This window comes from Geobacter sp. (assembly GCF_030834625.1).
Classification (GTDB): domain Bacteria; phylum Desulfobacterota; class Desulfuromonadia; order Geobacterales; family Geobacteraceae; genus Geobacter.
In genome coordinates this window covers 148,415-172,464 of sequence record NZ_JAUQXO010000019.1, presented here as the reverse complement: position 1 = coordinate 172,464, position 24,050 = coordinate 148,415, and the positions used below count along the sequence as shown (strand labels likewise).

Annotated in this window: 24 protein-coding genes; 15 read left to right on the top strand and 9 right to left on the bottom strand. The window is 63.4% G+C overall.

Annotation, left to right across the window (positions count from 1 at the left end; genetic code table 11):
• The first annotated feature begins 31 nt into the window (after positions 1 to 31).
• Entirely contained in the window at positions 32 to 904 is an 873-nt protein-coding gene (locus RCH91_RS04950) for an SDR family oxidoreductase (protein WP_306533448.1), read from the top strand.
• A gap of 36 nt (positions 905 to 940) precedes the next feature.
• Here RCH91_RS04950 and RCH91_RS04945 read toward each other — a convergent pair whose 3' ends face one another.
• Positions 941 to 1,264, bottom strand: a complete 324-nt coding sequence (locus RCH91_RS04945) for a hypothetical protein (RefSeq protein ID WP_306533447.1) — start codon at positions 1,262 to 1,264, stop codon at positions 941 to 943.
• Positions 1,265 to 1,563: 299 nt separating this feature from the next.
• On the opposite strand from RCH91_RS04945, the gene RCH91_RS04940 reads away from it, so the two are divergent.
• From RCH91_RS04940 to RCH91_RS04890, 11 genes are all read left to right on the top strand, one after another.
• Positions 1,564 to 2,457 carry a cytochrome C gene (locus RCH91_RS04940; protein WP_306533446.1) on the top strand — a complete coding sequence of 298 codons (894 nt, stop codon included), beginning with the start codon at positions 1,564 to 1,566 and terminating at the stop codon, positions 2,455 to 2,457.
• An 81-nt stretch (positions 2,458 to 2,538) separates the two neighbouring features.
• The gene (locus tag RCH91_RS04935; protein WP_306533445.1) at positions 2,539 to 3,825 is read left to right on the top strand and encodes a hypothetical protein; all 1,287 of its coding nucleotides are present in this window, start codon (positions 2,539 to 2,541) and stop codon (positions 3,823 to 3,825) included.
• 24 nt (positions 3,826 to 3,849) lie between these two features.
• On the top strand, positions 3,850 to 4,320 hold the full coding sequence (locus RCH91_RS04930; protein ID WP_306533443.1) for a cytochrome C: 471 nt from the start codon (positions 3,850 to 3,852) through the stop codon (positions 4,318 to 4,320).
• 854 nt (positions 4,321 to 5,174) lie between these two features.
• Entirely contained in the window at positions 5,175 to 5,897 is a 723-nt protein-coding gene (locus RCH91_RS04925) for a DUF4388 domain-containing protein (RefSeq protein WP_306533442.1), read from the top strand.
• Between the two features lie 28 nt (positions 5,898 to 5,925).
• A complete protein-coding gene (locus RCH91_RS04920) occupies positions 5,926 to 6,606 on the top strand; it encodes a roadblock/LC7 domain-containing protein (RefSeq protein WP_306533441.1) in 681 nt (226 codons plus the stop codon).
• A gap of 195 nt (positions 6,607 to 6,801) precedes the next feature.
• Positions 6,802 to 8,922, top strand: a complete 2,121-nt coding sequence (locus RCH91_RS04915) for a hypothetical protein (RefSeq protein WP_306533440.1) — start codon at positions 6,802 to 6,804, stop codon at positions 8,920 to 8,922.
• Positions 8,923 to 8,929: 7 nt separating this feature from the next.
• On the top strand, positions 8,930 to 9,409 hold the full coding sequence (locus RCH91_RS04910; RefSeq protein WP_306533439.1) for a DUF456 domain-containing protein: 480 nt from the start codon (positions 8,930 to 8,932) through the stop codon (positions 9,407 to 9,409).
• 110 nt (positions 9,410 to 9,519) lie between these two features.
• Complete coding sequence (locus RCH91_RS04905) at positions 9,520 to 10,506, top strand: NAD(P)H-quinone oxidoreductase (RefSeq protein WP_306533438.1); 987 nt, start codon at positions 9,520 to 9,522, stop codon at positions 10,504 to 10,506.
• Positions 10,507 to 10,569: 63 nt separating this feature from the next.
• Positions 10,570 to 12,423 carry an alpha-amylase family glycosyl hydrolase gene (locus tag RCH91_RS04900; RefSeq protein WP_306533437.1) on the top strand — a complete coding sequence of 618 codons (1,854 nt, stop codon included), beginning with the start codon at positions 10,570 to 10,572 and terminating at the stop codon, positions 12,421 to 12,423.
• A gap of 111 nt (positions 12,424 to 12,534) precedes the next feature.
• Entirely contained in the window at positions 12,535 to 12,936 is a 402-nt protein-coding gene (locus tag RCH91_RS04895; RefSeq protein ID WP_306533436.1) for a bacteriohemerythrin, read from the top strand.
• Positions 12,937 to 13,002: 66 nt separating this feature from the next.
• Complete coding sequence (locus RCH91_RS04890) at positions 13,003 to 13,335, top strand: hypothetical protein (RefSeq protein ID WP_306533435.1); 333 nt, start codon at positions 13,003 to 13,005, stop codon at positions 13,333 to 13,335.
• 92 nt (positions 13,336 to 13,427) lie between these two features.
• Here RCH91_RS04890 and RCH91_RS04885 read toward each other — a convergent pair whose 3' ends face one another.
• The 6 genes from RCH91_RS04885 to RCH91_RS04860 form a co-directional block, all read right to left on the bottom strand.
• A complete protein-coding gene (locus RCH91_RS04885; RefSeq protein WP_306533434.1) occupies positions 13,428 to 14,063 on the bottom strand; it encodes a nucleotidyltransferase family protein in 636 nt (211 codons plus the stop codon).
• Positions 14,064 to 14,119: 56 nt separating this feature from the next.
• The gene (locus RCH91_RS04880) at positions 14,120 to 16,294 is read right to left on the bottom strand and encodes a xanthine dehydrogenase family protein molybdopterin-binding subunit (RefSeq protein WP_306533433.1); all 2,175 of its coding nucleotides are present in this window, start codon (positions 16,292 to 16,294) and stop codon (positions 14,120 to 14,122) included.
• Complete coding sequence (locus RCH91_RS04875; protein WP_306533432.1) at positions 16,291 to 16,755, bottom strand: (2Fe-2S)-binding protein; 465 nt, start codon at positions 16,753 to 16,755, stop codon at positions 16,291 to 16,293. Before RCH91_RS04875 ends, RCH91_RS04880 begins: the two co-directional genes overlap by 4 nt.
• Before the next feature lie 32 nt (positions 16,756 to 16,787).
• Complete coding sequence (locus RCH91_RS21410) at positions 16,788 to 17,405, bottom strand: hypothetical protein (RefSeq protein ID WP_373694364.1); 618 nt, start codon at positions 17,403 to 17,405, stop codon at positions 16,788 to 16,790.
• A 156-nt stretch (positions 17,406 to 17,561) separates the two neighbouring features.
• Positions 17,562 to 18,797, bottom strand: a complete 1,236-nt coding sequence (locus RCH91_RS04865) for a diguanylate cyclase (protein WP_306533431.1) — start codon at positions 18,795 to 18,797, stop codon at positions 17,562 to 17,564.
• 74 nt (positions 18,798 to 18,871) lie between these two features.
• Positions 18,872 to 19,552, bottom strand: coding sequence for a metallophosphoesterase family protein (locus RCH91_RS04860; RefSeq protein WP_306533430.1), 681 nt, complete (start codon positions 19,550 to 19,552; stop codon positions 18,872 to 18,874).
• A gap of 173 nt (positions 19,553 to 19,725) precedes the next feature.
• Between RCH91_RS04860 and bioF the strand changes: the two genes are divergently transcribed.
• The 3 genes from bioF to bioC are packed head-to-tail and all read left to right on the top strand — an operon-like array spanning position 19,726 to position 22,534.
• Positions 19,726 to 20,901, top strand: coding sequence for an 8-amino-7-oxononanoate synthase (gene bioF, locus RCH91_RS04855; RefSeq protein ID WP_306533429.1), 1,176 nt, complete (start codon positions 19,726 to 19,728; stop codon positions 20,899 to 20,901).
• Positions 20,902 to 20,904: 3 nt separating this feature from the next.
• Positions 20,905 to 21,723, top strand: a complete 819-nt coding sequence (locus RCH91_RS04850; RefSeq protein ID WP_306533428.1) for an alpha/beta fold hydrolase — start codon at positions 20,905 to 20,907, stop codon at positions 21,721 to 21,723.
• Positions 21,716 to 22,534: a malonyl-ACP O-methyltransferase BioC gene (gene bioC, locus RCH91_RS04845; RefSeq protein WP_306533427.1), complete on the top strand. Its 819-nt coding sequence runs from the start codon at positions 21,716 to 21,718 to the stop codon at positions 22,532 to 22,534. Before RCH91_RS04850 ends, bioC begins: the two co-directional genes overlap by 8 nt.
• On the opposite strand, the gene RCH91_RS04840 is transcribed toward bioC, so the two are convergent.
• Both RCH91_RS04840 and RCH91_RS04835 read right to left on the bottom strand, forming a co-directional pair.
• A complete protein-coding gene (locus tag RCH91_RS04840; RefSeq protein ID WP_306533426.1) occupies positions 22,506 to 23,693 on the bottom strand; it encodes a class I SAM-dependent rRNA methyltransferase in 1,188 nt (395 codons plus the stop codon). The genes bioC and RCH91_RS04840 overlap by 29 nt on opposite strands.
• 67 nt (positions 23,694 to 23,760) lie before the next feature.
• Positions 23,761 to 24,036: a helix-turn-helix transcriptional regulator gene (locus RCH91_RS04835; protein ID WP_306533425.1), complete on the bottom strand. Its 276-nt coding sequence runs from the start codon at positions 24,034 to 24,036 to the stop codon at positions 23,761 to 23,763.
• Positions 24,037 to 24,050: the final 14 nt, after the last annotated feature.

Here is a 24,050-nt window from a genome sequence, read left to right as displayed (position 1 = left end):
GCGTTGCAGAGTTGAGAGGGGAGGGACGGACGTGGAGCGGGTGTTCATCGTGGGATGCGGCGATATCGGAAAACGGGTGGCGCGGCTTGCCATGACGGGGGGGGCCGCGGTGACGGCGCTCGTCCGTTCGGAGGAAAGCGCCGCCAGGCTGAAAGATCTCGGCATCGACACGGTGGAAGGGCACCTGGACGATCCGGAATCCCTTGTCGGCCTTCCGACCCGGGGGTCGGTCGTCTTCTACTTTGCTCCCCCGCCGGGTGGGGGGATCATCGAACCGCGGGTCCGGGCGTTCTGCGAAGCCGTCAGGCCCGGCGACGAGCCGGCGAAGGTGGTTTACATCAGCACGAGCGGCGTCTACGGCGACTGCGGCGATATGATGGTGACCGAGGATACGCCGGCCAATCCCCAGACGGCCCGGGCAAAGCGGCGCTACGACGCCGAAACGGTCTTTCGCGCCTGGGGTGCGGAGCGGGGCGTTCCAATCGTCATCCTGCGGGTCACGGGCATCTACGGTCCGGGGCGGCTTCCGCTCCAGCAGCTTACGGCCGGCCAGCCGGTCCTTCTGGAGAGCGAGGCATCCTACACCAACCGGATCCATTCGGAGGATTTGGCCAGGGTCTGCATGGCCGCTGCCGAGGGGGTTGAGGACAGCGACATCTTCAACGTGAGCGACGGCATCCCCGGCACCATGACCGAGTATTTCAACGCCTGCGCCGATGCCTTGGGACTGCCGCGGCCCCGCCAGGTGACCATGGAGGAGGCCAAAAAGGTCATGTCGCCCCTCATGCTTTCCTACGTGACCGAGTCGCGGCGGATGGACAACGCGAAAATGTTGCGTAAACTGGAGGTTAAACTCCTCTATCCAACCTTGCAGGAGGGGTTGAAGGCAAGCGTTTCACGGTAGGCGGCACCTCAGGGGGGTGTCGGGAGGGGGAGCGGATTAATGGAGATAGTTTTCCACCGGCATAACCTGGGAGATCAGGAGCAACTGCCGTTTGTGGGCCGAACCGCTCCGCTTGCGGATCACCTTGCGGACAGACAGGAGTTCCTGGATGAGTGTCTCGCCGCTTTTGACGAGCCTCTGGGCCCGCCAGTCCCCCTGCGCGTAAGGGGTCAGGAGTTCCAGTGCCGCGGCGATTTTACGGCCGGCGATGACCTGATCCTTGAAGCTTTCGAATAGCCCGGCCTTGAGCTGTTTGCGGGCAGCATCGATTTCGTTTTCGAAATATCCGAGGATGCGGTTATGGAGGGGATCGATTGCCATGGTGCCCCATTGCATCACATGGGATGAAGTCCCATGGAATCAAGATATGCTCAGTTGATGTACTCTTCGGCAGGTCGCCGTATTTCTTTAGGGCATAAACCGGGTTATTATATTGACTCTGCGTCGGTTTCCTCTCGGCACCAAAGAAGAATCAATCTGATTTCCGGTTGACATACAGGCCGGTTAAAGGGTACTAATACATGTCAAATCGCCAGGGTTTTCCGCGAAAGGGCGGAGCGAGGGGTTCTGAATCTCGCAGAAAGGGACTACATCCGATGGAACAGGGACTGAACAGGTTCGTGAAATTTTTGGTTGGCGTCGCGCTTCTCGGATGGACGACGGTGGGAGCGGGGCCCGCATCCGCCGCGGACCAGGCAGCCGGCACGGTGGATATGGGTAAACGGTCGACGGCTCCGGTGGCAACGGTCCAGTTCCCGACGCAGCCGGAGATATTTGCGTCTGACCCGCCCCCCCTTACTGTTACCCAGTGCGGCCAGTGTCACCCGACTGCATTCCAGGACATCAAGAAGGATGGCGGGCGCCACGCCTTCACCTGTCAGAACTGCCACAAGAGCTTCCACAGCTACAATCCCCGTAAGAACAACTGGGACCAGATCATGCCCAAGTGTTCCGATTGCCACTCGCCGGCAACGGTCGCCCATGCGCAGATTTTCAACCAGTGCGCCGAGTGCCACTCCAATCCTCACTCGATAAAAATCATGCCGATGAGCCAGAAGCTCCTCGCCTCCTGCGCCACCTGCCATGCCGGACCTCCGGCGGAGCTGAAACAGTTCCCGAGCAAGCATACAAATCTCTCCTGCGCCGACTGCCACACGCGCCACGGTCTCATACCGTCCTGCAACATGTGCCATAAGCCCCACTACGAGGGGCAGGAATTTAAGACCTGCGCCAGCGAGTGCCACCCGGTTCACAAGCCGAAAGAGATTTCATACAAAAAGGATGTTGGAGCCCGCACCTGCGGATCCTGCCACGACGGGGTCTATGCCACCTGGACCAAGACACCGAGCCGTCACGGCAAGGTCAACTGCGCTGCCTGCCACACCAAGCACGGCTTTATCCCGCAGTGCACCGACTGCCACGGGCTGCCCCACAGCAAGCAGCTCCACGAGCGGTTCCCGAAGTGTCTCACCTGCCACCAGGATGCGCACAATCCGCCGGTGCGGCAGCGTTAACGGCAAATCCAGAGAGATCCCCTCTGGAGGGGATCTCTCAATAGCTTTCTTTGTTGTCATGATAATTTAAAGGGGGGATGCGTGAAGCTTCACAAAGGCTTTACCTTAGGGGTGACGATGCTGGCCGCGGCGCTGCTCTTGGCGCCGGTGACGGGCTCGGCCGCCAGTCTCGGCATCACCTCCGACACCATCGTTCGCCTCTACGAACGGGACGACAGTGGTGGGCGGCAACGTTCCCTCCTGCCGGTCTACGAGTTCCTCCGGCTCGACTATATGGCCCCCAAAACCCCCGGTCTCTCGCTTCATGCCTACGGATGGGGGCGGGTGAACCTCCGTGACGACTTCGGCAATGCCGATGATACCGCCGACGGGGAACTCCTCTATGCCTATCTCGACTATCTGGACCCGAAGAACCGGGACTACCAGGTCCGTCTTGGGCGCCAGTACATCTTCGAGGGGGTGACGCGGGAGAGCGTCGACGGCGTCTACGTCAAGACCGATCTGGTGCCGACGGTCACCGCCTCGGCCTATGCCGGCTTTCCGGTGAACGTGGAGGATGTCAAGGGAAGGGGGGGCGACTGGATTTACGGCGCGCGGGTCGCCCAGGGGATTCCCGGCCGCTACGACGTGGCTCTGGCCTACAAGCACACGGGAAATCACGGCTCCACCGACGAGCAGCTCCTGGGGGCTGACGTCACGCTCCTTCTCCCCGCCAGCATTACTCTGCTCGGGCACACCACATGGAATCTCGTCACCGGCGGATGGGGAGAGCACTCCTATGAGCTGCGGCTTCCCTTCAAGGCCTTCGAGCTTCGCCCCTTCTACCAACGCTACCGGTACGAGGATTTTCTGAACCGCAGGCCCGGCGGCTCCGCTCCCTTCCGGTTCATGTCCCAGCTTGGAGAAAAGGTGGACATTGCGGGGACCGAGGCTTTCTGGTACCCGGCGGAAAACATGGAATTCGGTGCCCGCTACAAGCACTACGAGTATGACAAGCGCTATGGTGCTGCCGACATGTACACGGTTCTGGCTGCTGTCAGGCGCAAGATTTTTTCCGAGGTGGGGGTGGAGTTTGGCCGGGTGGAGGGGGACATCGCCCAGAACCGGTACTATCTCGGAAGGGCCTACGTCTACTGGGATATTGCCCCAGCTTTTGTCACGGCAGACGTGGTTTACGTGAACTACGATGACGGGAACGTCTACAGCATGTACGGCAAAGACAGCGCTTTCTTCGCGTCAGTCGGCGCGGGAAGGAAGTTCCTCGACAAGGCCCTCAACGTGAAGCTTTCCCTCGACTACAGTCAGGACCCTTACTTCGACAAGGATTACCGCGGCACCCTGGCCGTCTCCTATGCCTTTGGCAAGTGACGGTCGCGGATGGAGCACCTACCCATGAAAAAAGGCATAATTATAGCGTTCCTGGCGGCAGGCCTGACAGTCGCGCTCCTCGCGGCGTGCGCCTCAACCCCCGCCTACCGACTTCCGGCCAAGCACCCTAACATCTACGAGTTGGGCGATCGCCGGGAGTTCTGCACGAAGTGCCACGGCTACAAGAAAACGCCGGTGGACTTCGAGCGGTACAACCATACCCCCCTCTTCACCGAATCCCATCGTCTCGTGGCCTACCAGGACCAGCGGATCTGCGCCCTCTGCCACGAGCAGAGCTTCTGCAACGACTGCCACGTGACCCACACGGAACTGAAGCCGTCGGTCAAGAACCAGACGGAAAACTACCGGCGGATGCAGCACCGGGGCGAGTACCTTTCCCGCCACCGGATCGACGGCCGCCTCGACCCCACCTCCTGCTACCGCTGCCACGGCAATCCCCAGTCGTCGCAGACGTGCCGGCCGTGCCATGGATAAGGGGAAGAGGCGCTTCTATGGAGAGAGTATGCGGATTTGTTCCCTTTTCATGATGGTGGTAGTGGCGATGCTTGCCGGGTGCGGCATGAACTCATCGAATTCAGATGCGCCGAAAGCGGACCAAGCCCACGAGGCGACGTGGGTGACGTACCATCGGGACTCGCTGTTCAGCTTCGAGACTACTAAGCAGGTTCCATCGATAGATGCCAACGGCTTTGCCGTTTACAGTAGTGGGCAATCGTTAGTCAACGAAAATGTAATCCAGTGCCGTGTTTGTCACGGTCCTTCGCTGGCGGGTCCACGAGAGAACTACAAGGGTTCCGACTGTCTAAGCTGTCATGTCCTTGACCCGGTGACCTATCCTGTCCGCTGTTATTCCTGTCACGGGGCTCCGCCGGTAGTACCCATACAGAAGTGGATGTCAAGCTCTGGCCGAAAGAGTCATCTGAGTGATCCTGATTTTCTGGCTTTTGTAAGTAGGGTGCGTGATAGCAAGGAGAAGAACGCGCCGATCCACCTGGAGCACGAGGCACTGCCTAAAGAGATTCGTGCTACGGAGGATGATTGCAGAAAATGCCACGGGGAGAACGGTTCAGGGTCTACCGTGGACAGGCACCACACGCCAGAGAATATCACCAGTTTGGGATGCCTGTACTGTCACTCATTTACGTTTGTTATAGGCCCTGATGGAATACCCAGGATTGATTTCACGCCGAACCGCAACTGTACGAGCTGCCACGCTGACCTTACCAGGTGACCTCGTGTCGGCGTACGGTTTGTGACTCGCATAGGAACTTTATCAAAGGCATGAAGCATGCAAGTTGTCCGGCAGGGAAACTGTCAGAAGGGTGCCAATGATGATGCCGGATAGACCACAACAAACCAGTATCGCAGGTTTCGAAGGCTCTGTTGCCGGTCTTCCGCTCACCGACGTAATCCAGCTAAAGGGGCACAACCGCTTCTCCGGCTCCATTTCCGTGGAGTACAACCAGCGGCAGGGGATGATCTTTTTCCGCGATGGCGAGATCATCCATGCGGAGCAGGGGGGTACCGTCGGTGAGCCGGCCCTCTTCGAGATCATCCGCTGGCCCGGGGGGAGGTTCGCCATCCAGCCCAAGGTGACCACCACGAGCCGCTCGATCCAGCAGAGCATCAGCTATCTCCTGCTGGAGGCGCACCGACTCATGGACGAGGAGAAGGCGGGACTTGGTCCTGCGAGGAGCGATGGGAGCGCTGCATCGGGAAAGCGCGGGAAGAGTGCGATCGCGGAGCGGCTTCTCCAAATCCCTGGGGTTGCCAACGCTGTTCTTCTCAAGAAGGACGGCACGCCGGTGGAGGATGACAGTCGAGAGGCCACGGTTTTGGCTGGCACGGGCAGAGATCTGTCCCTTCTCGGAAACAGGCTCGGCGAACTGTTCGGCCTCGGCGGGGTGAAGTCCGCAGCCGTCCAGGCCAAAACAGATCAACGGCTCCTCTTCGAGGCGAAGAACCATTATATTTCCATTGCAGTAAGGGGGGAGAACTCCCTTGCCCAAGTGGAATCCGATATCCGCGCCACCTTCGGGGCCAGGAAATAATTACGCCGAATCAGGACAGACGATTCGCATGGATGCAATCCTTCAACAACTCAATGGGGTTCCAGGGGTGATAGGAAGCCTCGTCTGCGGAGGCGATGGCGGAGTCGTGGCCCGTGCTTTCCCTCCCCTGTTCGATGCCGCCATCATCGAGGGAGTTTCCGCCACCGTGGCAGACCCCGCCAGTGGCATCCGGAACGCCATTGATTCGGCAGACCTCCTCGATTTCCGCTATGGTGACGGAAGGATCGTCATCAAGCCCCTTCGGAATGCGTTTCTCCTGCTGCTCTGCACCAAGGGGGTCAACCTTGGGGTGCTCACTATTTCCCTCAACGTGGCCAAGGGAAAGCTGGAGTCGCTCCTGGTCGCCACTCAGGATTCCCCGTTGACAGTGGCCGCCGCTGTCACTCCTGATCTGATGGAGCTTACGGTGTGCCATCTCGCTGACGGAACAAAGGGGAGTTCCTTCGAGCAGTTCGGCATGGCCGCCCTCACTCCGGCTACGGCTCGGCACGTTTCCTCCTTCTACAGAGGGGGGGCCTTCAAGAGGCTGAAGCTTACCAATCGCACCAACGGAACCACCGGCGTTTTCCCGGTGATGATCGTGAATGAGAGCGATTCTTCCTATGATGGGAAAATCATCCTCTGCACGTCCATCGAGAAGAAGCTGGAGGCAGTGCCGGGCGACCGTCTCCTTGTGGAAATCCCGTAACGCATTCTGCCCGCCTCACTATTTTTCCCGTCGCCACATCTCGTTCCCCCACCCACCCAGCCCGCCTTCACTCCTCGGGGTTTGCCTTGGCTGAAAAATCGGGTAGAGTGTACTCGATGGGGTTCCCACCAAGAAGGTCCTGATCAATCCTGCGGTTTCCGCAGGTGACAGTGCACTACTTTACCGAGGTTTGCCATGTTTGTTCACGATCCGGCGCTCTCCTTCATTGAGGCCGACGAGGCCGATGTTATTGCGATTCACCGCTCGACGGAGCCCGCAGCCGCGGCTCCCGAGGGTATCTCTCCCCGTCTGTGCAATGCCTACGTCTGCGCCATCCGCCGTAAGGGGATCGTCAGCGTTTACGTTGTCCTCGAGCATGCCGACCGGAAGGGGAGGTGGGTTTTCGCCGCTCCGGAAGGGGTTGCGGAGGGCGAAGCGTATCTCCCGCTTCTTACGGACGGGCTCGCCTTTGCCGTCTCGCTCGGCTTCACGCTGCAGGAGGTCAATCTCAGCTACGGCAAGGCGTTGCGGGAGGTGGTGATTCGCGACATCCCGGTGATCCGTCGGCCTTCTCCGGCCCGTGGACAGGAGGAACCGGCGGGCGCTGATGCGCCGAAGGAGGCTGCTTCGCCTGTCACGCCGCCTCCTGCGCCCGCCGGAGGAACCACGGGCGAGGCGAAGAAGGAGGCCGTTCCGAAGGAGAAGAAGGGAGTGCACCCCCCTGCGGAAAAGGAGCGGGAGATGAAACCCGCCCCCCGGGACGTGGACGAGGCAAAGGCCCTGGCAGAGCGCCTTGCCGCCGAAAAGGCCGCAGCGGAGCGGGAGTCCCGGGAGCAGTTTGCGGCGCTCACGGCCCGGATCGACCTTCTGGTGGCGGAGAGGAAAGAACAGGATGCCGCCTTTTCGGCCCAGGAGACTGCCCTAAAGGAGGAGGTCGCACGGTTGACCGCAGAGAAGGAGCAGGCCGACCGGGAGCAAGCCCAGACAGTCGCGCCTCTCAAAAATACCGTAGAACGCCTCAAGGGAGAGGTGGAGGTCCTGGGGAAGGAGTCGCCGGCGATCCTCGCCTCCCTGCGGGACGAAATCGCCTGGCTGAAGGCCGAGAAGGACCGGTCCGGAGAGGAAACCGCCCGTGAGGAGGAGCGGCTGCGCACGGAGGTGGAAAAGCTTGCCGCAGCGCGGGATAAGGAGGGGTGTGCGGCGTCCGAGAGGATCGAATCCCTTAAGGCACGACTGGCCGTCCTTTCGGCCGAAGGGGAAAAGGGTGCCCAGGATAGCGCCGCCCGAATCAGGGCACTTGAAGCAGAGGCGGAGCGGCTTGCCGCCGAGAACGCCGCTGCCGAGAAACGGGCGGCAGCGGACATCGCCGCCTTGGAGGCGATAATCGAGCAGCGGACGGCGGAAAAGGAGGCATCCCGCAAGCTGGCGGTCGGGCGGCTCGTTCGACTGGCCGCAGAGGTGGAGGTTCTGGCGGCCGAGCGGGAGGCTGTTGAGCAGGTCCTCTCCAGGAGGGGGGGCGGCGAGATGGCGGACGCCCTGGCGCGGGCAGAGGCCGAGGTGGCAACTCTCAGGCGTGAGGTGGAGCGGCTTGCGGCGGAAAAGGCCCTTGTCGCGCAGACGACCACCACCCGGGTTTCGTCCCTTCAGGCGGAGGTCACGCGCCTTGTCGCCAACGAAGAGGTTTCGGCTCCGGCACGCCATGGGCATGCCGAGCCGCTGAAACCGGCACCGGTCATTGCCGGGGCAGAGGGAGGGGCGGCAGCGGCAGACGTCTCTCCGGTGGCCCAATGGGATGATGAGGTGGCCGCTGCCGTGGGAGAGGTCCTTGCGGAGGGGGAAACCGACCCCTTCAGTTTCATGGGTGGAGGAGAGGGAGAGGAATTCGTCTCGTTCGGTGCCCCAGGGGGGGAGGGAGGGGCTGGTGCGGGCGTCGGGTTCAACCTTGACAGGACGCTGGAGATGATCGAGTGCGACGGCCCGACGGATGTCATCGAGGTCCACAACTCCCTCAACGTGGTGAACATTACCCCGGCGGGGCGCACGCCACAGCCCTGCGGGGCCTATGTCATTGCCTTGAAAAGGGGTGGGCGGTTCCGGGTGTATGTTGCCTGGAGCCTCGCCTCCGACCGCACGACCCTTGTCTATTCCCCCGAGAGGCAGCCCGCTGACGCGGCAGAATGTGCCAGCGTGGTGCGGGACGCCCTGACCTTTGTGGAGACCGTCGGTTTCATGATGGACGCGGTCCGGCTTAACCCCGACATGGACAAGCGCGGGCGGGCTCTGGCAAAAATCCCGGTCCTTCGCCTCAAGGGGTAGCCGATCCATGATGACGGTTCTCTGGGTTGCTGTCGTTGCCCTTGTTCTTGTCGGCGTTGCTGGTACGGTCCTGCCCGCCCTGCCGGGAGCGCCCCTGGTCTTTCTCGGGTTGCTGCTCGCTGCCTGGGCCGATGGATTCCAGCGTGTCGGCTGGGTCCCCCTCCTTGTCCTCGCGCTCCTTACCCTCCTCACGTTCGTGGTCGAAGTGGTGGTGACCGGCCACGGCGCCCGCAGAACGGGGGCCAGCGGCAAGGCGGTGCTCGGGGCCACGGTGGGGACCATCGTGGGGATATTCTTCGGCATCCCCGGGCTCATCGCCGGACCTTTCATCGGGGCGGTGGCCGGAGAATTCCTCGCCACGCGGGACCTGGCCCAGGCGGGGAAGGCCGGCGTCGGCACCTGGGTGGGATTGGCTTTCGGCGTGGCTGCCAAGGTTGCCCTCGTCTTTACGATGATCGGGATATTCGTGGCGGCGTACCTTCTGTGAGATCCGTGGGACGGCGGCTTTTCTCCGGATTTCCTGTTTACACAATCCCGCCAGTTCGCTAGAGTTGCCGGATTGATTTCGTTACCTATCCATGCAAGGAGGAAAAGCGTATGAAAGCAGTTCTTCTCAACGGGTTCGGCGGTCTGGACGTACTCACGGTGGGAGAGGCGGAGAAGCCGAAGCCCGCCGAGGGGCAGGTTCTCGTGAAGGTGGTGGCCACCTCCATCAACCGGCCGGACCTTGTGCAGCGGGAAGGGAAGTATCCCCCCCCGCCGGGCGATTCGGAGATTCTGGGCCTGGAGGTTTCCGGCACCATCGAGGAGTTGGGTCCCGGCGTAACCGGCTGGCAGGTTGGTGACCGGGTCATGACGCTGGTGGGTGGCGGCGCCTACGCCGAGTATGCCGTGGCCTATGCCAGCCACCTGATGCGGATTCCCGAGGCCATGAGCTTCGAGGAGGCAGCCTGCGTCTGCGAGTCGTACATCACGGCATTTCTCAACGTCTTCATGATTGGTGGCCTCAAGGACAACAATACCGTCATTCTCCACGGCGGCGGGGGAGGGGTCAATACAGCCGGTCTCCAGCTCTGCAAGGCGCTTGTTCCCAACACGAAGATCATCGTCACTGTTCACCCAACCAAGATGGAGCGGGTGAAGGAGTTGGGGGCCGACCTGGCCATCGACTTTACCCAGACCCCCGACTTCTCCGAGGCGGTCAAGGAGTTCACCAACAAGAAGGGGGTCGATGTGATCCTCGACCACGTGGGGGCCAAGTACCTGGCGCCCAACATGAACTCCCTGGCCTACGCGGGACGCCTCGTTCTCATCGGAGTCATCAGCGGCATCAAGGCCGAACTGAACCTGGCCCTCATGATGGTGAAGCGCCAGCAGATCATCGGCTCCGTGCTCCGCTCGCGGCCGGTGAAGGACAAGGGTGAGATCGTGGCGGAGTTCACCCGGACAGCGCTGCCGAAATTCGCCGACCGGACCATCGTTCCCATCATCGAGAAGGTTTTCCCCCTGGACCAGGTGGTGGAAGCCCACCGGATGATGGAAGAGGACAAGCATTTCGGGAAGATTGTGCTGAAGATTTCATAGGGAAAGACAACGTGGGGGGGCGCTGGCGAAGGCGCCCCCTTCGCTTTTGGGGAGGAGATGGCCATGGCGGCACCACAATCGGTCACGCACCTGGATCTGAAGCGCCTCACGAACCGCACCTTTCACCCCTCGCCCGTGGCCTGGGAGGACCAGGTGCTCTACTTTCTCCTCCTCGACCGCTTCTCCGACGGGAAGGAGCAGGGGTTTCGCGACAACCGGGGGCGGCGGGTGACCAGGGGGGCCACCCCTGTCTTTCGTCCCGGCGACGAGGGAAACGCCATCCGTACCGAGCCCGAAGCGGCCGTCTGGCGCGAGGCCGGCACCCGCTGGTGTGGCGGAACCCTGAAGGGGCTCACAAGCAAGATGGGGTATCTGCGGCGTCTCGGGGTAACCGCCGTCTGGGTGAGCCCCCTCTTCAAGCAGTGCTCCTTCGTCTCCACCTACCACGGCTACGGCATCCAGAACTTCCTCGATGTGGACCCCCACTTCGGCACCGCCGACGATCTGCGTGAACTGGTTCGCGTCGCCCACGCCAACGGCATCTACGTCATCCTCGACATCATCCTGAACCACGCCGGCAACGTTTTCGCCTACGACCGGGGTAACACCCCCTACGACGGCTCCACCGTCTACCCGGTGACGGGGTTCCGCTCCGCCGACGGCACGCCGAATCTGCCGTTCGGTTCCATGGACCCGGCGGCTAATCCCGACGCCTGGCCCCACGGCGCCCTCTGGCCCCGGGAGTTCCAGAGGTCCGACGCCTTTACCCGCAAGGGGTACATCCGGGATTGGGAGCGCTATGATGAATACCTGGAAGGGGATTTCTTCGACCTTAAGGATATCCACCTGGGGTATGGCGAGGCCGACTTCTTCCGGCCGTCGCCGGCGCTTCTGGCCCTCTGCGAGGTCTACAAGTACTGGATCGCCCTGTCGGATGTGGACGGCTACCGTATCGACACGGTGAAGCACATGGGGGCGGGGGCGACCCGATACTTCGTCTCGGTGATCCATGAGTTCGCCCAGGCCATCGGCAAAGAGAACTTCTACCTCATCGGCGAGATCACCGGCGGCCGGACCAATGCCTTCCTGACCCTGGAGACCACCGGCCTCAACGCTGCCCTCGGGGTGGACGACATCCCCCTGCGGCTGGAGGATCTGGTGAAGGGAAGAACCAACCCTGTCGACTACTTCGACCTCTTCCGCAACTCTCTCCTGATGCGCAAGGAGTCCCACGCCTGGTTCCGCGACAAGGTTGTGACGGTCATCGACGACCACGACCAGGTCTGTCGCGGCGCCAAGAAGGAACGCTTCTGCGCCGGCGATCCCATGTGGCGGCGGCTTGTCCTGAACGCCCTGGCCCTGAACGCCACCACCCTCGGCATCCCCTGCATCTACTACGGCACCGAGCAGTCCTTCGACGGCGAGGGGGGCGATGACCGGTACCTGCGCGAGTGCATGTTCGGTGGCCCCTTCGGCGCGTTCCGCACCCACGGAGTCCATTTCTTCGACGAGGAGAATCCGGTCTACCGGGAGTTCGCCAAGATCCTCGCAATCCGTCGAGAGAAGACGGTCCTCCGCCGGGGCCGTCAGTACCTGCGTGAGATCTCGGGGGACGGGGTCACCTTCGGCCTCCCCTACGTGATCGGCGGGGAGATCCGCTCGGTGGTCCCCTGGTCCCGCATCTTCGACACCGAGGAGATGGTCCTTGCCATCAATACCGACGTCAACGCCTCCCGTACCGCCTGGGTGCTGGTGGACGGCAGTCTCCACCGGGAGGGGGCCCTTTTCTCCTGCCGGTACTCCACCGACCCGTCACAGATTCGCAGAACTACCACCGTCAAGCGTATCAACGACGCGATTCTGGCGATCCTGGTGACGGTCCCCGCCGCCGGGTTCGTGATGCTGGAGCGGCGCTGACACCTGCACCCTATTTCCGTGTCACGGTTTTGTCCGCAGTTCTGGCCCTCAATTTGCTAAGCACAGTGTGTGGGCTCTGCGAAGCCCCACGTTTGCCAAGGGAGGGGCGGTATGTGGACCGATGATTTGACAGTGGGCATCGATGAAATTGACAGCCAGCACCGGTCGCTGTTCCAGCAGCTGGAAAAGCTTCTGGATGCCTGCGTGGCCGGAAGGGAGCGGGAAGAGGTCATGACCATGCTTGGCTTTCTCGACCAGTACGTGGTGACCCATTTCGCCACCGAGGAGGGCCTTCAGCAGGAGTATGGTTACCCCGAGTTCGATAGACACCGGGCCGAGCATGCCGTGTTTCTGCACCGGCTCCAGTTCTTCAAGGAGGAACTGTCGGCCTCCGCCCCGTCACGGGATTTCGTGCTCAGGGTCAACCAGACGCTCATCGACTGGCTCACGTCGCACATTCTCACCGTAGACAAGGCGGCAAGCGAATTTCTTCTCAAGAAGATGACAGGTTAATCCGATATACTTAACTAAGGGATGCCACGGCTTCCCAGTCAATCAACCAGAACGGCGGGGGAAGGAATGCCAGAATTTTCAGAAGTTCCGCGTGATATGGACGTATTGGATTCAATCCTGTCCAAAGAGACCAAAAACGGCTTTCTTGTTGATGTGCGCCTCGTGAAGCGGCCGCGCCAGTACGAGGCAGCCCTGTTCCTGAACGGCAAATACAGGCCGGGGCCAGCGGTGCCGCGCCCCCTTGATAATCCGTCGGGAGACACGACCCACTGGATGGGGGTGCGGCCCAGCGTCGGGTTCACCAACGAGGAGGCCGACACCATTATCGACGAGGTGTCGTCCCAGAACAGGCTCCGTCGCATAACGTTCGCCGACAGGTGGGGCAAGGATTACGAGTAACATTCCTCATCGCCAGATGACAAAAGCGGGACTTCGGCGCACTGCGTGCCGGGTCCCGCTTTCTGTTGCCCGCCAACGGCCGACTCCACGCCTCATCCGGGGGAGTTGAGCCGCTCCGCCACCGCCAGGTAGTCTTCCCACACATCCATGTCCATGATCACCCCCTCGTCGGCCACCGGCACCAGCCGAACCTTGTCCCGGTGCCGCGCGATGACGTCCCGCAGGGTTGCGACCTCGCGAAGGTTCTGCAGGATGGTTGCGGGGAAGAGGGTGGGGTGCCCCTTGGCGCCGTCGTGGACCGGGATGAGTATGGCGTCGGGCTCTTCTCCGTGAAGGCCGACGAGGGCTGCGACGGTGGCCGGCCTGACAAGCGGATGGTCGGCCAGTGCTACGAGAATACCCGTGGCGCCGGAGGCCAGGTGCGAAAGGCCCGTACGGACCGAGTCGGCCATGTCGCAGGAGTCGGTTTCGTTGACGGCCACCACCACGGGGTAGCGGGAGACGGCCCCGGCGACCTCGTCCCCTGTGGGGCTTACCACCACGACAATCTCCCCTAAACCCGCGGCCACCAGGGTGTCGAGGCAATGGACTATGGCGGGGCGGTCGGCAAGCTGGAGCAGTTGCTTGCAAAGCCCCATCCGTTGCGACCTTCCCGCGGCCAGCAACAGGGCTGCGACAGCTATGCCCTTCTCCGTCCTTGCCGGTGCCGGCTCGCCCCTACTCTTCATGTCGTTTCCTCGCTCGCCTGTCCGCTGGAGATATCTGCCCGAAGAGCGTCCCGTAGTCATTTCCCGCTCGCCGCAGCCAGAACCCGCTCCGGCGTCATGGGGAGGGTCCGCAGGCGGGCGCCGGTGACGGCGAAGACGGCGTTGGCCACGGCCGGCGCCACCGGCGGGACCCCCGGCTCCCCGATTCCCCCCGGTTTTTCCGTGCTGCGGACGATATGGGTTTCCACCCGAGGCATTTCATCCATCCGGATGATGGGGTAGTCGAGGAAGTTGGACTGCTCCACTCGGCCGTTTTTGAAGGTGATGGCGCCATGGAGGGCAGCCGAGAGGCCGAAGGCGACCCCCGACTCCATCTGGGCCGCGATGATGGCGGGGTTCACGATCCGGCCGCAATCCACGGCGCAGACGACCCGGTGGACCCGGATCTCGCCCTTTGTCCCCACCGACACCTCGGCAACCTGGGCCACGATGCTTCCGAAGGACTCGTGAACGGCGATTCCCCGGCCGCGCCCCTCGGGGAGTGCTTTCCCCCACCCGGCCTTCTCGGCGGCCAGGTCAAGGGCCCCCACGAGCCGCGGATGCTTCTTTAGAAGCTGCCGGCGGTACTGGTAGGGGTCCTTTCCCGCCAGGTGGGCCAGTTCGTCGATGAAACCCTCTTTTACGAAGCAGGTGGCTGAGTGACCCACCGACCGCCACCAAAGGACCGGCACCCCGGCCGGCGCCATGTGGTAGTCGCAGAGAAAATTCGGAATCTCGTAGGGGGAGTCGGCGGCCCCTTCCACGGAGGTCTCGTCGATGCCGTTTTTCACCATCCCCCCCTCGAAGGGAGTGCCGATGGCGATGGACTGGCCCACGATCCGGTGCCGCCAGGCAATGGGCATTCCGGCGGCGTCGAGGCCGGCGGCGAGCTCGTTATGGAAGGTGGGGCGGTACCAGCCGCCGTGGATGTCGTCTTCCCTGGTCCAGATCACCTTGGCCGGCTTGCCGATGGCCTTGGAGACCTGCACTGCCTCCCGGACGAAGTGGGAGTCGGGGACCGCCCGCCTCCCGAAGCCCCCCCCCAGAAACATGGTGCGGAGGGTTATCTTCTCAGGGGGGAGGCCGGTTATTTTTGCCGCCGCATTCCGGTCACCGGTCTGCATCTGGGTTCCGGTCCAGATGTCACACCGGTCGGGCTGCACGCTCGCCACGCAGTTCAGAGGTTCCATGGGGGCGTGGGCCAGGTATGGCACCTCGTAAATCGCCTCGATCCGTTTCGCTGCCCCCTTCAGGGCGGTGTCCGGGTCTCCGCGACGGGCTGCCACGGCGCCGGGTTTTTTCGCCATTTCCGCATACTGGTCTCGCTGGCGGCCGCTGTCGAGGCCGGCCAGGGGCCCCTCGTCCCACTCGATTGCCAGGGCTTCGCGTCCCTTCAGGGCCGCCGGGAAGCTGTCGGCAACTACCGCAACCCCGGCGTCGATGGGGATGACCCGCTTTACGCCGGGGACCTTTTCCGCCTGATCATGCCTGATTATCTTGGCCTTCGCCCCGAAGACCGGCGGCCGGGCCACCACGGCGGTGAGCATGCCGGGGATGGCCACGTCGAGCCCGAAGATGGCGGTGCCGTTCACCTTGGCCGGGGTGTCCAGACGCCTGACCGGCCGGCCGATGACCGTGTGCTCCTTCGGATCCTTGAGGCGCACCTCCGCAGGTGGCTTCAGCCGGGCGGCCCGTTCCGCCAGCTTTCCATAGGAGAGGCGCCTGCCGCTGGCCCGGTGGAGGACAAACCCCTTTTCGGCCCGGCACTGGTCCGGCTTAACCTTCCACTCCCTGGCAGCGGCGGCGATGAGCATCATCCGGGCCGCGGCCCCCGCCTTCGCGAGGCGCTCCCATTCGGTCCTCACGCTCGTGCTCCCGCCGGTGGCCTGGATCCCCCATTCAGCGTGGTTGTAGGCCGGTGTTACCGGTGCCGCCTCCACCCGAATGGTGGAAGGGTCCACCTCCAGTTCCTCGGCCACGATCATGGGGAGCGCCGTGTAGACCCCCTGACCCATCTCCGCCTTGTTGACGATAACGGTGATCGAGTCGTCGGTGCCGATCCGGATGAAGGCGTTGGGGGTGAAGGTCTCGCCGGGGGGCTCCATGCCTGCGGCGGTCCCCAGGGGGAGGTGGACCCCGATGATCAGCCCTCCCCCCAGGACGGCCCCTGCCTTCAGAAAGTCGCGACGGCTCATGGTGACGATCCCGCTCATGGCTCACCTCCCTTGGACGGCGTGCCGGCGGCCCGGTGGATCGCCGTGCGGATTCGCTGGTAGGTGCCGCAGCGGCAGAGAATCCCCTCCATGGCCTCGTCGATGGCCGCGTCGTCGGGTTTCGGATTGGCGGCCAGAAGCGCCGTGGCCGCCATGATCTGGCCCGGCTGGCACCAGCCGCACTGGGGGACATCATCGGCGATCCAGGCCTGTTTCACCGGGTGAGATTCGGGAATCCCCTCGATGGTGGTGACTTCCTTGCCGGCCACGGCCGACACGGGGGTGACGCAGGAGCGGATCGCCCGCCCCTCCACATGGACGGTGCAGGCGCCGCAGAGCGACATGCCGCAGCCGTATTTGGTTCCCGTCAGGCCGATCACCTCCCGGATTACCCAGAGGAGCGGCGTATCGGGGGGGACGCTCACCTGGTGGCGCGTGCCGTTGACGATCAGGGTGATCATGGGTTTCCTCCCTCCGGTGGCGGGTAGGCGAACTACCGCACCGTGAAGCTGGTTTCGCGGCTATCCTTTGCCGTGGCGGTCCTGACCGTCGAGATCACCCGGTAGCTCCCCTTCTTGGCATCGGTGGGGAGGACGATGGGGATGGTGAAGGTGTAGGTGCCGCCGCCGTGGGTCACCATGGCCTCGGGATTGCCGACGAGTTCGCCGCCAAAGTAGATCTCGACCGATTCGGTCAACCCCACCTGTTCGCCGGTGGTCGGAGTGAGGAGGGCATAGGTGGTCTGGACTTCAAGCCGTTCTCCCGGATTGACGGACGAGGGGGTAGTGGTAACGTTTTCGAGCCGCACCATGGTTCCTGACGAGGGTTGGACGTTGTACTTGGCGGAGGTCTCTTCGGCGGTGAGTTTCTTGTCGATGGTGTAGTTGCCTATCACGCCGCCGATGAGCGCGCCGGCCAGACCGCCCAGAAGGGCACCCTTGGTCCGCGACCCCTCTCCTGCCAGCACCGCGCCGGCAAGGGCACCTGCGGCGCCGCCGTAGCCGGCTCCCTTTGCCGCCCCCTCGTGCTCCTTCGGGACGGTGCCGCACCCTGCTATGCCGCCCAACGTGAATGCTGCCAGCGTGATGAGTGAAATCAGCCTGATTTTCATGATGTCCCTCCGTGGTCCGTGGTGATGGTGCCCCCTGGCGCCGCCGGGCGCAGGGCGTTCCGGCCCATGCCGGTTAACGGAAAAAGTATAGCCGGGAAGGGGGCGAATGCAAGGAGTGGGAGGGGGCGAGGAGTGGAAGAAGGGAGGTGAGGAGTGTCAGGTGCAGGTACGGTTGCGTCCGCTTCCCTTGGCCCGGTAGAGGGCCTGGTCGGCGGCCTTGATGACGTCGGCGGGGCGGCGACGGTCGCCGCCGCTCTCGGCCACGCCGATGCTGACGGTGACCGAAACGGTGCCTCTGCTCTGGCCGGAGCCGTAGCGGAGTTTCTTCCCCTCCCGCGACGAGCTGGGGCGGTCAGTGCTGCGCAGGCGCATCTGGTAGTCGGCGATGGTGCGGCGCAGTTCTTCCAGGCTCCCGAGAACCTCTTCGCGCCCTTTGCGGGGGAAGAGGATGGTGAACTCTTCGCCGCCGTAGCGGTAGACCGTTCCGCCCCCTCCCACACCGCGCAGCTTCGAAGCCACCATCCGCAGCACCTGGTCTCCCACGTCGTGACCGTAGGTGTCATTGAACTTCTTGAAGTGATCCACGTCAACCATGGCCACAGCGTAGCGCCGTCCGAGCCAGGTGAGCTGTTCGTTGAGGGCGCGGCGGGAGGGGAGCCCCGTCAGGTCGTCTTTGAAGGCCATGTTGTAGGAGTCCTTCAGGACCCCCAGCGTGAGGATGGCTGCGGCGGCGGTCATGAAAACCGGCGTGACGTGCTCCGTCCCGATGCCGTTGCAGGCCACCGCAAAGGCCGCCATGACACCCAGAAGGCTCGCGTCGATGGGAGACTGCCGCATGCAGGCCCGGCCGGCTACTACGAGGGCCCCGAGGACGATCACCGGCAGGGCCGGCTGGGGAAGCAGGAGCCCGCCCAGGAGATGGCTCTCCGTAAACCGGCAGGAAAGGAACTGCTGTACCGCCAGATGTCCCGGTTCCATGGCCCATCCGATGAAGAGTGCCTGGAGCCCCAGGAAGGCGAAGCGGAGCCTGCCGGCCACGGTCGCGATCCCCCGCTCGCGCATGAGGGAGAAGAGGGCGATGTTCAGGGGGACGAGGACGCAGACCGCCTGAAAGAGAACCGTGGCCGTGATCCCCGTCGGCGCCCCCCTCAGGTGAACCCGAAAGCTCCAGTAGGCGGCGGCCAGGACGAGAAACATGAAGAAGGCCCGGCCCCGGTGGAAGTGGAAGGAGAGCATGGTCCCCAGGGCCATGGCCAGGTAGGGGGTGAAGGGGAGAAGCTCCAGCCGTCCCGGCGGCAGCGCGGCCACCTGGGGGAAGAACCAGCCGGTGGTCCCAAGGAGCAGAGCGGGAATGAGGAATATGGTGAAGTTTTTAAGGGGGATTGCCTGCACGTTGCGAGGGCTCCTTGGTGATAGGACCTAACAAACGTATCGGGGGGAAATGAGAAAACTTTAGCCGATATTCTCTAGTCGATATTCTCCTGGAAGGAGAGCGTCATGGAATCGAGTTCGAGGGCGGCCAGGCATCCCATGCCGGCTCGCCCCGGATAGACGCAGCCGTTGTCCAGGACGATCCGGTCGGTGGCAAGGCCCCGGAGGATTTCGGTGCGGCTCATGGGGGTGTGGCCGCCGATTACGCGCCGTCCCTCGATCATCTCCTTCCGGACCTCCAGGGAGCGGCTCCAGAGCATTGTCTCCGTGTCGGCAAAGGGGGAGGGGATGGCGAAGTTGAGGCTTGCGTGGACCAGGACGAAGTCGGGGAGAATGCGGTAGTAGGGCATCTCTGCCATGAAGCGGCGGTAGGGGAGGGGGATCTCGCAGGCATCCTCCACACCGAAGCTGTCGAGGGTGGCGCGGCCGCCGTTAAGAAGCCACATCCGGAAAAAATCGCGGTCTCCGCAGCTGTTCAGGAACATCTCCTCGTGGTTTCCCCGCACGGGGTAGACCCGGTATCCCTTCATCACGAGACCCATGAGGATGTCGAGGACCTCCCGGCTGCGGGGGCCCCGGTCGATGTAATCACCGAGGAGGTAGAGCTCGTCGCGGCGCTTCAGGTGGATTACCTCCCGGAGGAGCCGGTCCAGGGTCAGGGCGCAGCCGTGGATATCGGGGATGACAAAGCGGTGGGAAAGGTGAACTCTTTTCAAGGGGATACCATTAAATCAAAATTCTTACGGAGGAATGAACCTTTATAGCACGCGAGCCCCACCCAAGTAAACCGCCATGACGTGTCATATGGTCGTTAACCTGCTCTGTTGGTCTGGTTGACGATCGCGAGATGAATGTGCTACAAACGGTGGCACGTGCGAAAGGAGAATCTGTGTCAAAGGGCTTTGCTGAGGAACTGGAGACGCTGAAGACCCAGGGGCTGCACCGGAGGATGCGATGCATCGCCGGGAGCCAGGGGAGCCGGGTCGTTGTGGATGGAAAGGAGGCGCTCCTGCTCTGTTCCAACAACTACCTGGGGCTTGCCGACCACCCCCGCCTCGCGGAAGCGGCGATCCGGGCCGTGGAGCGTTACGGCACCGGCAGCGGCGCCTCGCGCCTCGTCTCGGGTACCATGGAGCTTCACGAAGCCCTTGAGGAGCGGCTGGCCCGTTTCAAGGGGACCGAAGCTGCTCTCGTATTCAACTCGGGCTACGCAGCCAACAGCGGCATCATCCCGGCGCTGGCGGGGAAGGGGGACGTGGTCTTTTCCGACCGGCTCAACCACGCAAGCATCGTTGACGGTTGTCTCCTCTCCCGGGCCACGATGGTCCGCTATCCCCACAACGACATGGCGGCCCTGCGGCGCCTGCTGGAACGGCATGAAACCGCCGGCCGGCGGCTCATCGTCACCGACGGGGTCTTCAGCATGGACGGCGACATGGCCCCTCTCCGGGAACTGGCGGCCCTCAAACGGGAGTTCGGCGCCCTCCTCATGGTGGACGATGCCCACGGCACCGGGGTTCTCGGTGCCACTGGACGGGGAAGCGCGGAACTTCAGGGGGTCATGACGGAGATCGACATCCACATGGGAACTCTTGGCAAGGCCCTTGGCAGCTTTGGCGCCTACGCCGCAGCCTCCGGGGAGATCGTCGACTACCTGGCGAACCGCGCCCGCAGCTTCATCTTCTCCACCTCGCTTCCCCCTGCGGTCCTGGCTGCCTCCCTGGCCGCCATCGACCTTATCGACTCCCCCGAGGGAGCAGCGCTCAGGGAGCGGCTCAAAAGGAACACGGCCTTCTTCCGGGATAGCCTGGGCGCCGCAGGTTTCGATACCATGGGGAGCGAGACCCAGATCGTTCCCCTCTTCGTGGGGGGGGCCGAGCAGACCATGACGTTCACGTCCCGTCTCCTGGAGGAAGGGGTCTTTGCCCAGGGGATTCGCCCCCCGACGGTCCCGGCCGGTACCTGCCGGCTCCGCTGCACCCTCATGGCGACCCACGGGGAGGAGGATCTGGCTCGGGCGGCGGAGCTCATTGCGGGAATCGGCAGAGAGATGGGGGTAATCTGACCGATGCCGTTCCTTGAAACCGCCGACAGGGTATCGATCCACTACGAGGAGGAGGGCAAAGGCTTCCCCCTCGTGCTTGTCCACGGCTGGGCCATGTCCGGGAAGGTCTGGGCCTTCCAGGAGCCCTTGGCCGAGCGCTTCCGGCTCATAACCGTCGATCTCCGGGGACACGGGGAATCGTCAACGGCTGCAGGGTATGCCTTCGCCGACTTCGCCGCCGACCTGGTGGCCCTGTTCGACCGGATGGGCCTTGCCCGCGCCGGACTCATGGGCTGGTCCATGGGCGCCCAGGTTGCCCTGGAGGCGATTTCGCTTCTGGGTGACCGCGTAGCCGCCCTCATGCTCGTGGCCGGAACCCCCAAATTCACCGGTGACGATGGCTGGCCCTACGGGCTTCCGGCCACCGAGGCACGGGGGCTGGCCCTGCGGCTCAAGCGCGATTACGACATCACCCTGGGAGCGTTTTTCCGGCGGATGTTCGTCGAAGGTGAACTGGCCAACGATCAGTATCAGCGGATCGTCCGCGAGATCGTCATCCCCCGCCGCAATCCCGATCCCGGCGCGGTACAGGCGGCCCTCGCCACCCTGGCCGAGGGGGACCACCGACCGCTCCTTCCCGCTATCGTTTTCCCCACCCTCGTCATGCACGGCGACCGGGACGCCATCTGCCCCCCGGATGCCGGCCGCTACCTGGCCCGGGAGATTCCCGGCGCGCGGCTCTTTTCCCTTGAGGGGGTGGGGCATGCCCCCTTCCTCTCAAGGCCGGAAGCGTTCAACCGGGAAATCAGTCGGTTCCTGGCGGAGGTGATCGGCCGTGATTGACCGCCACAAGGTGAAACATTCCTTTCACCGACAGGCCGTGGAGTACGACGCCCATGCCGCGGTGCAGAAACGGGTCGTGGACCGGTTCCTCGATATCCTGACCGAGGAGGGGAACTCCCCTGCCCGGATTCTCGACGTGGGGGCCGGCACCGGCCTTCTGGCCCGACATCTTGCCGACCGCCATCCAACGGCGCTCCTCTCCTGCGTCGACCTGGCCCCGGGCATGGCCGCAACGGCGCGGCAACGCCTCGGTTCGCGGGCCCTGGTGGCCGTGGCCGATGCGGAGCATCTCCCCTTTGCCGATGCTTCCTTCGACTGCGTCGTTTCCACCTCCACCTTCCAGTGGCTCACCACCCTTGACGCCGCCTTTGCCGAGGCGTGGCGCGTTCTGGCCCCCGGAGGGCTCTTCGCTTTCGCCCTGTTCGGCCACGGCACTTTTCATGAGTTGAAGGCATCCTACTGTGCCGCTCTGGTAACGGCAGGGCGGGAAGGGGAGGACCGGACCCAGCGCTTTTTCACTGGCGACGACGTCCGCGCCGCCCTGGAGCGGACCGGTTTCGAAGCGAGGCGCCTCGGCTCCGAGGACGAGGTGGAATGGCACGCGGATGTGCCCGCCTTTCTCCGCTCGGTGAAGCGGGTCGGCGCCGGCAACGCCTCGCCGCTCCGGGGGCGGGGGCTCGCGGAGCGGCGGGTAATGATGGAGATGATGCGGGTATACGGGGAACGGTACGGCGCGGAACGGGGAATTCCGGCCACCTACACGGTGGTGTACGGGGTGGGAATTAAACGCACTGCAACACGAGGCACTTGAGGTACTCCGTCTCCGGCACGGCCAGGAGCACCGGATGGTCCGGCGCCTGGGAGCGGGCTTCTACAACCCGCACCTGCCGACCCGCCAGACGGGCAGCCTGGGTCAACAGATCCCGGAACGGCTCCCGCCCCATGTGGTAGGAGCAGGAGCAGGTGATCAGATACCCTCCCTCGCTGAGGAGTTCCAGCCCCCGCCGATTGATGGTGAGGTATCCTTTTTCCGCCTCCTTAAGGGCCTTCTTGCTCTTCACGAAGGCAGGGGGGTCGAGGACCACCACGTCGAAGCACCTTCCCTCATGCTTCAGGCTCCGCAGCCGGTCGAAGGCGTCGCAGGCCTCTACGCGAACCACCCCCTCCAGGCCGTTCAGGGCCGCATTCTCCCGGGCAAGGGCCGCTGCCCGTTCCGAGATGTCGAGGCAGGTCACCTCTGCGGCGCCGAAGGCAGCGGCGTGCACCCCCCAACTCCCCGAGTAGGAGAAGCAGTCCAGGACCCGCTTTCCCGCAGCCATCCCCTTCAGCATGAGATGGTTCTCCTTCTGGTCCAGGAAGTGGCCGGTCTTCTGGCCGCCGGCCAGATCGACCCGGAACCGCAGGCCGTGCTCCTCCACCTCCACCATCTCCGGAATCTCTCCGTAGAGGACCTCCACCGATTCAACCAGCCCCTCCAGCGTTCGCACGGCCACATCGTTGCGGGCGATGATCCCCCGGGGGCTGAAAAGCTCCACGAGGGCCTCCACAATGGCCCCCCGGCGTGCCTCCATCCCCGCGGTCAGGATCTGAACCGAGAGCAGGTCACCGTACTTGTCGACCACGAGGCCCGGCAAAAAGTCCCCTTCGCCGTGGACGACCCGGAAAGTCGCCAACTCAGGGTAGATGCGGTTCCGCAGTTCCAGTGCCCCGCCGATCCGCTTCCTGAAAAAGGCCGGCGAGTCGATCTCCTCCCGCTCCCGGGAGAGGAGGCGCACTGCGATGAGGGAGTGGGGATTGTAGTAGCCGGTGCCGAGAAATCCTCCCCCGATGTCGTAGACCTCGGCGGAGACGCCAGGGATCCGTTCCCCCCGCAACTCGCGGATCTCGTTGCTGAAGACCCAGGGGTGGCCCCCCTTGATCCGGCGGTCTTCGCCACGGTTGAGGGTTATGCGGATGCAGTTCGTTTCCATGGTTGTCTCCAAAAAAAATCCCCTCGCCGGGAGGGGATTCAGTCGTTGTCAGTTCGTGATGTGCCGGTCAGCCGAGGACGTCGATGAGCTTTTTCGCCAGGGGATGCACCACCGAGTAGTGAACCTCCACCCCTTCACGCTTCCCCTCGATGATCCCCTTGTTCTTCAGGAGCGCCAGGTGCTGGGAGACGGTTGCCTGGGGAAGCCCGAGGCATTCCCAGATATGCTTCACGTTGCACTCCCGGGTACAGAGGCCGGCAACGATCTTGAGCCGGACCGGATGGCCGAGCACCTTGAGGATTTCCGCTTCCTCTGAAAAATTCCTGTTCACGTCAAAGTCCATGAATCCATTCCCGT

What these genes read in the sequence shown, in the direction of transcription:
- RCH91_RS04930 (WP_306533443.1), top strand. Translation starts at nt 3,850, where the DNA reads ATGAAAAAAGGCATAATTATAGCGTTCCTGGCGGCAGGCCTGACAGTC.
- RCH91_RS04910 (WP_306533439.1), top strand. Translation starts at nt 8,930, where the DNA reads ATGATGACGGTTCTCTGGGTTGCTGTCGTTGCCCTTGTTCTTGTCGGC.
- RCH91_RS04905 (WP_306533438.1), top strand. Translation starts at nt 9,520, where the DNA reads ATGAAAGCAGTTCTTCTCAACGGGTTCGGCGGTCTGGACGTACTCACG.
- RCH91_RS04900 (WP_306533437.1), top strand. Translation starts at nt 10,570, where the DNA reads ATGGCGGCACCACAATCGGTCACGCACCTGGATCTGAAGCGCCTCACG.
- RCH91_RS04945 (WP_306533447.1), bottom strand. Translation starts at nt 1,264, where the DNA reads ATGGCAATCGATCCCCTCCATAACCGCATCCTCGGATATTTCGAAAAC.
- RCH91_RS21410 (WP_373694364.1), bottom strand. Translation starts at nt 17,405, where the DNA reads ATGAAAATCAGGCTGATTTCACTCATCACGCTGGCAGCATTCACGTTG.
- RCH91_RS04885 (WP_306533434.1), bottom strand. Translation starts at nt 14,063, where the DNA reads ATGAAGAGTAGGGGCGAGCCGGCACCGGCAAGGACGGAGAAGGGCATA.
- RCH91_RS04850 (WP_306533428.1), top strand. Translation starts at nt 20,905, where the DNA reads ATGCCGTTCCTTGAAACCGCCGACAGGGTATCGATCCACTACGAGGAG.
- RCH91_RS04920 (WP_306533441.1), top strand. Translation starts at nt 5,926, where the DNA reads ATGGATGCAATCCTTCAACAACTCAATGGGGTTCCAGGGGTGATAGGA.
- RCH91_RS04835 (WP_306533425.1), bottom strand. Translation starts at nt 24,036, where the DNA reads ATGGACTTTGACGTGAACAGGAATTTTTCAGAGGAAGCGGAAATCCTC.
- RCH91_RS04880 (WP_306533433.1), bottom strand. Translation starts at nt 16,294, where the DNA reads ATGAGCGGGATCGTCACCATGAGCCGTCGCGACTTTCTGAAGGCAGGG.
- RCH91_RS04915 (WP_306533440.1), top strand. Translation starts at nt 6,802, where the DNA reads ATGTTTGTTCACGATCCGGCGCTCTCCTTCATTGAGGCCGACGAGGCC.
- RCH91_RS04895 (WP_306533436.1), top strand. Translation starts at nt 12,535, where the DNA reads ATGTGGACCGATGATTTGACAGTGGGCATCGATGAAATTGACAGCCAG.
- RCH91_RS04925 (WP_306533442.1), top strand. Translation starts at nt 5,175, where the DNA reads ATGATGATGCCGGATAGACCACAACAAACCAGTATCGCAGGTTTCGAA.
- RCH91_RS04890 (WP_306533435.1), top strand. Translation starts at nt 13,003, where the DNA reads ATGCCAGAATTTTCAGAAGTTCCGCGTGATATGGACGTATTGGATTCA.
- RCH91_RS04875 (WP_306533432.1), bottom strand. Translation starts at nt 16,755, where the DNA reads ATGATCACCCTGATCGTCAACGGCACGCGCCACCAGGTGAGCGTCCCC.
- RCH91_RS04840 (WP_306533426.1), bottom strand. Translation starts at nt 23,693, where the DNA reads ATGGAAACGAACTGCATCCGCATAACCCTCAACCGTGGCGAAGACCGC.